Annotated in this window: 10 protein-coding genes and 2 pseudogenes; 3 read left to right on the top strand and 9 right to left on the bottom strand. The window is 64.3% G+C overall.

Translation table 11 applies throughout. The features are described 5' to 3' along the window. Positions 1–31 precede the first annotated feature (31 nt). Entirely contained in the window at positions 32–268 is a 237-nt protein-coding gene (locus ACVWW1_RS23390) for a hypothetical protein (RefSeq protein ID WP_092124162.1), read from the top strand. 100 nt (positions 269–368) lie between these two features. On the opposite strand, the gene rpoD is transcribed toward ACVWW1_RS23390, so the two are convergent. After that, positions 369–2501 carry an RNA polymerase sigma factor RpoD gene (gene rpoD / locus ACVWW1_RS23395; protein WP_092124161.1) on the bottom strand — a complete coding sequence of 711 codons (2133 nt, stop codon included), beginning with the start codon at positions 2499–2501 and terminating at the stop codon, positions 369–371. 253 nt (positions 2502–2754) lie between these two features. Next, positions 2755–4777, bottom strand: a pseudogene (gene dnaG, locus ACVWW1_RS23400) (DNA primase). 210 nt (positions 4778–4987) lie between these two features. Between dnaG and ACVWW1_RS23405 the strand changes: the two are divergent. Continuing rightward, a complete protein-coding gene (locus ACVWW1_RS23405; RefSeq protein ID WP_207832606.1) occupies positions 4988–5542 on the top strand; it encodes a chlorite dismutase family protein in 555 nt (184 codons plus the stop codon). A gap of 5 nt (positions 5543–5547) precedes the next feature. On the opposite strand, the gene ACVWW1_RS23410 is transcribed toward ACVWW1_RS23405, so the two are convergent. The 3 genes from ACVWW1_RS23410 to ACVWW1_RS23420 all read right to left on the bottom strand — a co-directional run bounded on the left by ACVWW1_RS23410 (position 5548) and on the right by ACVWW1_RS23420 (position 7814). Further along, the gene (locus ACVWW1_RS23410; RefSeq protein WP_207832608.1) at positions 5548–5946 is read right to left on the bottom strand and encodes a gamma-glutamylcyclotransferase family protein; all 399 of its coding nucleotides are present in this window, start codon (positions 5944–5946) and stop codon (positions 5548–5550) included. A 150-nt stretch (positions 5947–6096) separates the two neighbouring features. After that, the gene (locus tag ACVWW1_RS23415; protein ID WP_456657583.1) at positions 6097–6909 is read right to left on the bottom strand and encodes a transglutaminase-like domain-containing protein; all 813 of its coding nucleotides are present in this window, start codon (positions 6907–6909) and stop codon (positions 6097–6099) included. A gap of 2 nt (positions 6910–6911) precedes the next feature. After that, positions 6912–7814, bottom strand: coding sequence for a transglutaminase family protein (locus ACVWW1_RS23420; protein WP_456657584.1), 903 nt, complete (start codon positions 7812–7814; stop codon positions 6912–6914). Positions 7815–7916: 102 nt separating this feature from the next. Here ACVWW1_RS23420 and ACVWW1_RS23425 point away from each other — a divergent pair, with 102 nt between their 5' ends. Beyond that, a complete protein-coding gene (locus ACVWW1_RS23425; RefSeq protein ID WP_456657585.1) occupies positions 7917–8714 on the top strand; it encodes an N-formylglutamate amidohydrolase in 798 nt (265 codons plus the stop codon). A 146-nt stretch (positions 8715–8860) separates the two neighbouring features. Here the strand turns inward: ACVWW1_RS23425 and ACVWW1_RS23430 are convergent, their stop codons facing one another. The 4 genes and pseudogenes from ACVWW1_RS23430 to ACVWW1_RS23445 form a co-directional block, all read right to left on the bottom strand. Continuing rightward, a complete protein-coding gene (locus ACVWW1_RS23430) occupies positions 8861–9043 on the bottom strand; it encodes a hypothetical protein (protein WP_456657586.1) in 183 nt (60 codons plus the stop codon). Between the two features lie 7 nt (positions 9044–9050). Further along, a pseudogene (locus tag ACVWW1_RS23435) lies at positions 9051–10141 on the bottom strand (PepSY-associated TM helix domain-containing protein). Positions 10142–10423: 282 nt separating this feature from the next. Next, a complete protein-coding gene (locus tag ACVWW1_RS23440) occupies positions 10424–10600 on the bottom strand; it encodes a hypothetical protein (protein WP_176529337.1) in 177 nt (58 codons plus the stop codon). A gap of 9 nt (positions 10601–10609) precedes the next feature. After that, positions 10610–10843 (bottom strand): DUF6894 family protein, encoded by a 234-nt coding sequence (locus tag ACVWW1_RS23445; RefSeq protein ID WP_207832620.1) that lies wholly within the window; start codon positions 10841–10843, stop codon positions 10610–10612. Between the last annotated feature and the right edge of the window lie 151 nt (positions 10844–10994).

The following is a 10994-nucleotide window of genomic DNA, read 5'->3' on the forward strand; positions in this document are numbered from 1 at the left end:
CAGCGGCGGCCTGATCGGAGACAAGCCGCCCATGCCGAAAAAACCCGGGACCAATCCCAAAGGCGAATTTGCCTTCTTCAACGTCTTCTATGAAGACGGCTCGCAGCGCTCGAACCGCCGCGTGCCCTCGGAGCTGCTGGGCGGCCTGGACGGCGACGAGCCGGCGCGCGCCTTCCTGCGCGAGCAGGACCGCGAGATCGCCGAAAAGGGCGGCCGCCCGCCGCTCGAGATCAAGACCATCGAGCGCGTCGGCGCCAAGAAGAAGTAGCGCGCGCGGACAGATTGCCTCATCATAACGAAAAACGGCGGGCCTAGGCCCGCCGTTTTTGTTTCGATGGATTGCCGGGTCAAGCCCGGCAATGACGACATTAGTTGTCGAGGAACGACCGCAGCTTCCGCGACCGTGACGGGTGCTTCAGCTTGCGCAGCGCCTTGGCTTCGATCTGGCGGATGCGCTCGCGGGTGACCGAGAACTGCTGGCCGACTTCTTCCAGCGTGTGGTCGGTGTTCATGCCGATGCCGAAGCGCATGCGCAGCACGCGCTCCTCGCGCGGGGTGAGCGAGGCCAGCACGCGCGTCGTGGTTTCGCGCAGGTTCGATTGGATCGCGGCGTCGATCGGCAGGATCGCGTTCTTGTCCTCGATGAAATCGCCGAGATGCGAATCCTCCTCGTCACCAACAGGAGTTTCGAGCGACAGCGGCTCCTTGGCGATCTTCAGGACCTTGCGGACCTTCTCCAGCGGCATGCCGAGCTTCTCGGCGAGCTCTTCCGGGGTCGGCTCGCGGCCGATCTCGTTCAGCATCTGGCGCGAGGTGCGGACGATCTTGTTGATCGTCTCGATCATGTGCACGGGGATGCGGATGGTGCGGGCCTGGTCGGCGATCGAGCGGGTGATCGCCTGCCGGATCCACCAGGTGGCGTAGGTCGAGAACTTGTAGCCGCGGCGATATTCGAACTTATCGACCGCCTTCATCAGGCCGATATTGCCTTCCTGGATCAGGTCGAGGAATTGCAGGCCGCGGTTGGTGTACTTCTTGGCGATCGAGATCACGAGACGGAGGTTGGCTTCCACCATCTCCTTCTTGGCCTGACGGGCCTCGCGCTCGCCCTTCTGCACACCGTGCACGATCTTGCGGAATTCGCCGATCTCGAGCCCGGTGAGCGCCGCCAGCGACTGGATCTCGTGGCGCAGGTCCTTGATGCGGTCCTTCTCGTGATGGACGAAGTTCTTCCAGCCCTTGGCCGACAGCTTGGAGACGCGGTTGAGCCAGCGGGGGTCGAGCTCCGAGCCCTGGTAGTTGCGCAGGAAGTCCTCGCGCGCGACGCCGTGGCTGTCGCCGAGGCGCAGCAGGCGGCCCTCGAACGAGACCAGCTTCTTGTTGATGTCGTAGAGCTGCTCGACCAGCGAATCGATGCGGGCCTGGTTGAGGCGCAGCGACTTCACCTCGACGATGATCTCGTCCTTCAGCTTCTTGTACTTGCGCTCCTGCGAGGGCGACAGCGACTCGCTCTGCAGCTGGTTGGCGATGTCCTGCTCCTGCAGGCGGCGCAGCTTCTTGTATTCGGACGCGATCTTGTCGAAAGTCTCGACCACCTTCGGCTTCAGCTCGGCCTCGATGGCGGCGAGCGACATCTGGTTCTCGAACTCGTCGTCGTCCATGTCGGACTCGGCGGCGGCTTCGGCCGGATCCTTCTCCTCAACGCCGGCTTCGCCACCGGCGGGCGCGGCGCGGAACGGGGTCGGCGCCGGCGGCGCTGCGGGCGGCGCGACATGGGCCGGCGCGCCGGCCTGCACATCGCCGCCATTGCCTTCAGCGGCGGCGCCCTCGGCGCCGTTGTTGCCGATCAGGTTCGGATTGATGCCGCCCTTCGACTCGGGGCCGGCATAGGTGGCTTCGAGATCGATGATGTCGCGAAGGAAGATCTTTCCTTCGTTGAGCTCGTCGCGCCAGATAATGATGGCCTGGAAGGTCAGCGGGCTTTCGCAGAGGCCCGCGATCATCGCCTCGCGGCCGGCCTCGATGCGTTTTGCAATGGCGATTTCGCCCTCGCGGGAGAGCAATTCCACCGTGCCCATCTCGCGCAGATACATGCGCACCGGATCGTCGGTGCGCTCGCCCGGCTCCGACTTCTTGACCTCGGTGACGGCCTTCTGCGTGACCTCGACGAGCTCGTTGTCGGTCTCGTCGTCGCCGTCGTCCTTCTCGTCCTCGCCTTCGCTGTCATCCGCCTCGGTGACGTTGATGCCCATGTCCGAGAGCATCGACATGATGTCTTCGATCTGTTCGGGCGAGGTCGTGTCGGAGGGCAGCACTTCGTTGAGCTGATCGAAGGTCACGAAGCCGCGCTTCTTGGCCTGCTTGATCATCTTCTTCACCGCGGCATCCGACAGGTCGAGCAACGGCGACGGCGCGTCAGCGGCATCCTTCTCAGGAGCATCCGCTGCCTTGTCGTCTTTTTCCTTGTCCTTAACCTGCAGCGTCTTTGCCTTGGTGGCCATTCACTAAGCTCCCGAAACGCGGTCATGCCAGATGGCGCCACGCACGCGCATCCGCACGAAATCTAGATTTACTCTCTCGACGCACAAAGGGCGGCGCACACTATCGCCACCCCTGTCATCCGTCTCGACGGTTTCCATCTTGAAATAGCCGCGAGGCTATTAAGTTTCGCTTAACCCTGTTTTTGCAGCCAAACCATGGATTTGGCGAGTCTTTTTGCGGGTGCGGCCAGCGCCGTCCGCAGCATTTTTGTTATCAGACATTACGCTGGAACCGGCCCGATAATTCGCCGAACCCTTCAATCAGGGCTTCGGTCCCGTCGGCTTCTGCCATCCGGGCCTGGATATCCTGCAACCATGCCAGATTGGCCTCGCTTGAGTCTTCAGCCAAAGCCGCTTCCGCATCTTTTCTTTCCCTAAGTAAGGCGTGGGTTTTCTGATGCAAGGCAACGAGTTGACGCCAGGTCGATAAAACATCCTCGCGCGCGGCGCCGATCTGCGCCCCCCACACCGCCTGGGTTGTGATCGCCCGCTCAACCCTTTGAAGAATATGCGATAATCCGCCCGCCTCGAGGTCGGAACGCATCTTCTCGGCCTGCTCCTCGACGTCAGGGGAATGGTGATGGTCGTGGGCAAAGGCGGCAATGATGGCAGCCCGCAGCTTGTGGGCCTCGGGATGGGCGAGCTCCAGCGCCGCCACCTCCTCGAGATGGTCGTGCAGCAGCCAGGGGTGATTGATCAGGGATTGCAGGATCAGCGCCTCGCGGCTCGAGATCGCGCTGCGCTGGCCGCGCATGATCGGGCTGTTGGCCAGTTGCTGGCTCGCGGCCTGATAGGGGCCCCGTGAAAACCAGGGGTTGGCACCGCCCTTGGCGCCGAACCGGCCGGCTTGGCGACCTTGGCCCGGGCCGCGCGGGGCAAACTGGCGGGGTGATTCGCCACCGCGGCCACCGCCGAAATTGCCCCTGTTGCCGTAGCCGCCGCGGCCGTAACCGCCGCGTCCCCCCTCCGGGGCAAAGTTGCGTTGCAGCCGCTCCTGCAGGTCCTGCCGGTAATAGCGGCGCACCACCTCGTCGCGGATGCCATTGGTGAGCTCGCCGATCCGCGCCTCCAATGCTGCGCGGCGCTCGGGGGTGTCGAAATTGCCGCCCTCGATCTCGCGCGACCAGATCATTTCGGCGAGCGGCCTCGCGGCGCCGATCACATCTTCGATCGCGCCGCGGCCGCCGGAGCGCGCGAGATCGTCGGGGTCCTGCCCTTCCGGCAGCAGCGCAATACGCAGGCTCTTTCCCGGCTTGAGCTGGGGCAAGGCAAGGTCGGCGGCGCGATAGGCGGCCTTCTGGCCGGCGCGGTCGCCATCGAAGCAGAGGATCGGCTCGTCCACCATCTTCCAGAGCAGCGCCAGCTGGTTCTCGGTCAGCGCGGTGCCGAGCGGCGCGACGGCGCCGGGAAAGCCCGAGGTGACCATGGCGATGACGTCGACATAGCCCTCGACGACGATCAGCTGCGCGCCGACATGCGCGGCCTGGCGCGCGGTGAACAGGTTGTAGAGATTGTCGCCCTTGTGAAACAGCGGGGTTTCCGGCGAGTTCAGATACTTGGCCGGAACGTCCTTCTCCAGCGCGCGGCCGCCGAACGCGATGACGCGGCCGCGGCCATCCGTGATCGGGAACATGACGCGGTCGCGGAAGCGATCGAACGGCACCGGCTTGTCCTCGCCGGACACCAGAAGCCCTGCCTCCACCATGTCTTCGGTGGAGATGCCCTGCGCGCCGAGATGCTCCTTCAGCGCAAAGCGATCCGGCGGCGCATAGCCCATCCGGAACTGGAGCTGGGTCGCCGACGAGATGCTGCGGTCGGCGAGATAGCCGCGCGCCTTGGCGCCGCCTCGCGAGGCCAGCGTGTCGGCGAAGAACTTTGTCGCCAGTTCCATCACGTCGTGCAGGGTGCGGCGATGCTGCTCGTGGCGCGCCGCATCGGGCGTTACGGCCGGCAGCGGGACACCCGCCATCGCGGCGAGACGTTCCACCGCCTCGGGGAAAGTCACGCCCTCGGTCTTCATCAGGAAGTCGAAGATGTTGCCGTTCAGCCCGGACGAGAAGTCGAACCAGGCCTGCTTCTGGTCGTTGACGAAGAACGACGGCGTCTTCTCCTGCTGGAACGGCGACAGCCCCTTCCACTCCCGCCCGGCCTTCTTGAGCTTGACGCGCCTGCCCACGACTTCCGAGACACGGAAGCCGGGCGCGCAGCTCATCGAGGAATTCGGGCGTGAAACGCATCAGGGTGATTCTGGGCTCGGGCGGCGAATCGCGGACAACCGGTTAGCCATATAGCGGCTCGGCCGGGCATGCCGAACAATGTGGGGCTTTTCCGGGCTATTCACAGGCCTGGTCCGTCACGGCTCCGTCGAGCGGGCTACCCCCGAATCCACGGTGGAGAGCCTGCACGGCAAGCTTGCCCCCTCCCCGCTTCCGGGATTGGATAGCGCCATGTTCACGACATTCAGGGGCGGACAGAGCGGCGGCTGGACGGTCACCTCCATCACGCGGGTGAAGGGCGAGACGCTGCCGAAGGTCGCGGCGCTGTCGATCGTTGCGAGCGACTCGATCGCGCTGCCGCTGTTGCCGGCGCAGACCTCCTGGCGGCTCGCCGGCGTTGCCAGCTATCTGCGCTACACCGAGAAGGAAGAGCGCGAGAAGCTTGCCGCCGTGCAGGCCGGGCTCGGCCGCAGCGAGGCAACGCACGCGGCGCTGATCCCGATCAGAAAATCTGCGGCATGGTGGGAGCTGACGCAGCAGGAGCGCCGCGAGATCTTCGAGGACAAGTCGCACCATATCGCCGGCACCTTGAAATTCCTCCCCGCCATCGCCCGCCAGCTGTTTCACGCCCGCGACCTTGGCATGCCCTTCGACTTCCTGACCTGGTTCGAATTCGCCCCCGAGCATGTCGCCCTGTTCGACGAGCTGGTCGGCATGCTGCGCGCGACCGAGGAATGGAGCTATGTCGAGCGCGAGGTCGACATCCGGGTCGAGCGGGAAGTGTGAAGCAGTCAGTGCTCGAGGAATTTTCCTGACGCGATCCGCGGCAGCTCGGTGACCGGCCAATTGTAAAGATAGGTCCACGCCTCGCTCACGCTGCCGTCGGCGAGCGTGACAGCAAGCATCTCGCGGACATATTCGGTCGGCGGTGGAAAGCCTTCACCGCAGGCTTCGTACATGTCGAATTCGCGCAGCATGGCTTCGCGCTCGCGCAAGCGGAACATTTCACCGTGCACGATGTCGGCGGGATCGTCCGATACGACCAGGCCCGGATAGTGCTTCACCAGGTAGAGCCGGCCGCGACACTGCGCCGGCCCGAGGAATTCGGCGTTGCCTGCGAGCAGCTTCGCCATCGGATGGTCGAAGCCGCGCATCAGCGTGCCGTAGACGAAGAGAAGGTCGGAGATCATCAGAACTTGTACAGCCGTCATTGCGAGGAGCGAAGCGACGAAGCAATCCATACCGCGCTTTCAGCTCGCGGCTCAATGGATTGCTTCGCGGAGCCTGTCATCGGGCGCGCATTCGCGCGACCCGTTGGCTCGCAATGACGAGAGACCTACTCAAGCCGCCACCACCTCGTCGGTCACCACGACGAACTTCGTCAGCGTCATGCGGCCGAAGCTCGTGGTGAGCGCGACGTCGGCAGCGTCGCGGCCGGTCGCCATCAGGATGCGGCCGATCCGCGGCGTGTTGTGGCGGGCATCGAAGGTGTACCACTGGCCCGACAGATAGACCTCGAACCAGCCGGAAAAATCCATCGGCGCGGGATCAGGCGGGACACCGATGTCGCCGAGATAGCCGGTGCAGTAGCGCGCCGGAATACCCATGCAGCGGCAGAAGGTGAGCGCCAGATGCGCGAAGTCGCGGCAGACGCCGGCGCGGCCTTCGTAGACGTCATGCGCCGACTTCATGTGATGGGCGTGCTCGTAGCCGAACGTCACATGGTGGTGCACGAAGTCTGTGATCGCCTGCACCCGCGCCCACCCCTGCGGCGTGTTGCCGAACAGCGACCAGGCGACATCGGTTAGCTTGTCGGTCTCGCAATAGCGGCTCGGCATCAGATAGAGCAGCATGTCATCAGGCAATTGCTCGATCGGAACCTGCTGTGCCGCCGGATTGACGACATCGGGCAGCCCGGAATCCCGCACCAGCGCGCTGCCGCGGAAGGTGACACCACCGGCAGGGGCGACCAGACGCCCGCAGACATTGCCAAAGCCGTCGCGATAGAGGCCGATCGGGACATTCGGCTCGGCTGCAATGCTCTCGGTGCCGACGATATCGGCGTAGCGTGACGGATGGATCGACAGCATGATCACCATCGGGGTCGGCTGCGGAGCTGTGTAGGTGATCTCGAAGCCGACCTTGATCTGCATCGTCAGGCCGTCTCCCGCTCCGCCGCATTCTCGCCGACCGACACGACCTTGATGTCGATATCCAGGTCCAGAAAGGCATCGGTCGGGCCGAGATAGACGCCGTGCAGCGGGATCGCCTGGCGGGGATCGCGCGCGACAGCGACGCGGATCAGATCGCGCGTGCCGACGATGCCGTTGGTCGGATCGAACTCGATCCAGCCGGCGCTCGGCAGATAGACCTGCACCCAGGCATGGGTCGAGCCACCGCCGACATAGCCATGCGCGCTGTCGGTGGGCATGGCGAGATAGCCGGAGACGAAGCGCGCGGCGATGCCGAGCCGGCGCAGCGCCTCGATCATGAACAGCGCATAGTCGCGGCAGGTCCCGGACTGCGTCCGCAGCGTATCGAGCGGATGCTGGGTGCCATGCTCAAAGCGCTTGCGATAGCTGAACGCCTCACGGATGCCGTGCGTCATGTCGCTCAGGATCTTGAACGTCAGGGTCGGGGCCTCGACATCGAGAAAGCGCCGCGCCCAGGCCGACAGCTCGCCGTTCGGGTCGCCATATTGCGGCGTGATGAACTGCTGCAGGTCGGGGAATTCCTCATCGTCGTAGAGGAACGGATAGAAGTAGGCGGCGTCGTCCGGCGTCAGCGCGAACCTCTCGGCCGGATTGTGATCCACCGTCGCGGTCGAGACAAACGACAGCGTGTCGGCGCGCTCGTCGAAGGTGGCGATCGCGACGCTGTTGCCGAACACGTCGTGGATCCAGCGCAGCGACATCGGCTGCGGGTCGATCACAAGTGCGCTGTCGAGCACCCGCAGATCATGGCCGTCGCGGGGGCGCAGCATGATGCGGTGTTCGCCGAACGCCACCGGGCGCGCATAGCGATAAACGGTCTTGTGATGGATAGTCAGGAGCGGCATCTTCAAACAATCATCGTGATTTGGGCCGCTAAATCTATAGAGAATGCTGCTTGATTCCAAACCAGCATGCCCCTTGAATAGGCAAAGTTGAGGAAAAAGCCCGTGAATCACGCCGGTGGCCCGTTCTTTCTGCTGACAAACACCGATGTTTCACCGGTTCTTGAACATAATCCTGGCGGCCGCTCGCCGTTCCTTCTGACTTGCGATCATTATGGCAGGCTGATTCCCTCCCCGCTCGGCGACCTCGGCCTGCCCGAAAGCGAGCTCGTCCGGCACATCGCCTGGGACATCGGCATCGCCGGCGTCGCAACCCAGCTCTCCGACCTGCTCGGCGCGCACCTGATCGCGCAGCGCTACTCGCGGCTCGTGATCGACTGCAATCGTCCGCCGCATGTCGCAGGCGCGGTACCACTGATCAGCGAAGCCACCACCGTTCCCGGCAATGAGGGTCTGTCGCGCGAAGCCGCCGAGATACGCCGCGCGCAGATCTTCGATCCCTATCACCAGCGCATCGACGAGATCATCGACGAACGTACGCGTCAGGGCATTCCGACGGTGCTGGTGTCGTTGCACAGCTTCACGCCGGTCTACGCCGGCATCGCGCGTCCCTGGCACATCGGCACGCTTTATCACCGCGACAAGGCGCTGCCGCCGCTGCTGCTGAAGCATCTGCGCAGCGAGGGCGATCTCGTGGTCGGCGACAACGAGCCCTATGCGGTCAGCGACGAGACCGACTACACGATCCCCGTGCATGGCGAAAAGCGCGGCCTGATGAATTCCGGCATCGAGATCCGCCAGGACCTGATCTCCGACCAGGCCGGCGAGACGGCATGGGCCGAGCGGCTGGCGCGCATCCTCGGCGAGATCGAGACGACACTGCGCGCGGAAGCGCGGGTCTAGCGCGTCGAACGCAGCAGCTGGTCGTCCGTCCGGACAGGCGTCTTGAGACGTCGCGGACGAAGCCGCCGCTTCTTCATCGAGCGCGCGACAGTCGTCTTGAGCCGGACCTAGCCGCCCATCGTCGAACCGCGATCCAGCCAGCCTGATCAATTCGGTCGGCGCAGCCAGATGAACAGCAGATAGAGCAGCACGGGCAGGCCGAGCGCCACCCAGGAGACGGCATCCCACCAGCCGTCGCCGACCAGCGCGCTGATCAATCCCACCGTGCTCACGATCGCGATGACGAGCGGGGCGGCGAAGATCTCGGTCAATGAACGATGTGCGACCATGCTGATGTCACGACGTGAGCGCGGGGTTGTCGATGGACGCGGCGTTGGCGATGGCGCGTTCCTGGCTGACGCCCGCCTTGCGCCGGCGCATCCACAAATACACGCCGGTGACGAGGATGAAGATGGTGAGGATGTCGAGCAGCGCCCAGACGATCTTGAGCGGCATGCCGCCGTAGTCGCCGAAATGCAGCGGCTGTGAGACGTAAAGCGTCGACACATACCAGGGCATATCGCGGCTGTCGGTCAGTGTCCCGGTTTCCGCATCGATGAGCGCGGGCTTCAGCAGCCGCGAGGTCAGCGGCGTATCGCCGTGCAGGAACACCGCGTAGTGGCTCTTGCTGCTGAACAGGGTCCCCGGGAATGCGACGAAGCTCGGCGTCATTCCAGGCACCGCGTGCCTCGCAACCTCAACGGCCCCGTTCAGCGAGGTCAGCTTCGACGGCACCGGCCGGTCCTTGTATTGCGTGGTCATCTCGGCGAGCTGGCCGAATTGCCACATCTTGAGGACGAGGTCCGCCCAGGTGTTGATGACGCCGGTGAAGCCGACCACAAGCGTCCAGGCCACCAGCAGGATGCCGGCGAGATTGTGGACGTCGAGCCAGCGCACGACGCGGGTCCGCTGCGCACGGTAGGCGCCGAAGCGCAGCTTCCGCATCGACGGCGCGTAGACGACGATGCCGGAAATGATATCGCGACGCAGAACAGGATCCCCATCAATCCAAGGAACAGCTTGCCGGGCAGGCCCGCGAACATGTCGGTGTGGAGCTTCAGCATGATGTAGGTGAAGCGGCCGGTCACGTCGGGGGAATCGAGATAGGCACCGGTATGCGTATCCATCCGGATCAGGAGGTTGTTGGTCGGATCGGCGTCGATCGTCGGACCAACGCTGACCCACATCGCGCCGGGCTCGTCGCGATCCCAGATCAGGAAGTGAGGCACCTTGCCCGGCGCGCGCGCGAGCGCGTTGGCGAGCAGATGATCCAGATCGGCCGGCGGCGTGCCTGCGGGCGCCTCGGTCGGCTTGACCTGGCTGTGCAGGAGATCGTCGATCTCGTCATGGAAGATCAGCGGCAGGCCGGTGATGCACAGCAGCAGCATGAACAATGTGCAGATCAGGCTGGTCCATTTGTGGACGGCGCCCCATCGCCGCAGGGATTTGGTCGTCGCAGTCAACTTCGCTACCTAATTACCAGTCTTCATTCTTGCCGTCACTAACACGATGAACGAAGCGTGCAGTCGCGCGGCGATTAGAACCCGTCCAGTGTTGGACTTATCGTCGGTCGTGTTGCGATCACGCAACGAGAGCGTCCGCGAACTGCGACGATGCGTCTCGGCCTTCAGCGCAATTTCCTGGGATCGTTCTAAATTGGATCTCCGCGTTCAGCCGGCTGACGCGGCGTGGATGGGATGCTTCGCACGCCATTTGGGGCCCGGCCCGCGCATGTAGTGCAGCTCGGGCCGGTAGGGATCGCGCATTCGCGCGATCAAATTCTGCCAGCCGGTCGCGAGCGTGTTCAGGCCGCGGCGCAGAGGTAGCAATGACTGCAGCGACAGCATGGCTTCCTCTCAGTGCGGTTTGCCGAGAACGGATGCGAAGGACAGGATGACGATCTCCTCGCCGGCCTCGTCGCTGACATGCACCGCCCAGTCACGCCAATCTTCCAGGCTGGCGGTTGCGACCAGCGATCGCATCATGCAGGTCGCCGCCTCGCAGGCCTCGGCGAGGCCCGTCACCGAGGTGCCGCGGCGATCCATCAACACGCCACGTGTATTCGAGCAGTGGAAATAGACCTGCGTCATGTCCGTATCCTCGTAAGCTCCGGGCGATCGGGCTCGCCCTTGCATGACGAAGCTTTACGCGGGCAGCGCGCGACGATCCGTGATGCGGCTCACACAAGCGCGAGACGGCCGCCAGGCCGCGCCGCCGCCCTCACCAAATCGCGATTTGACA

The organism is Bradyrhizobium sp. JR3.5 (assembly GCF_054057015.1).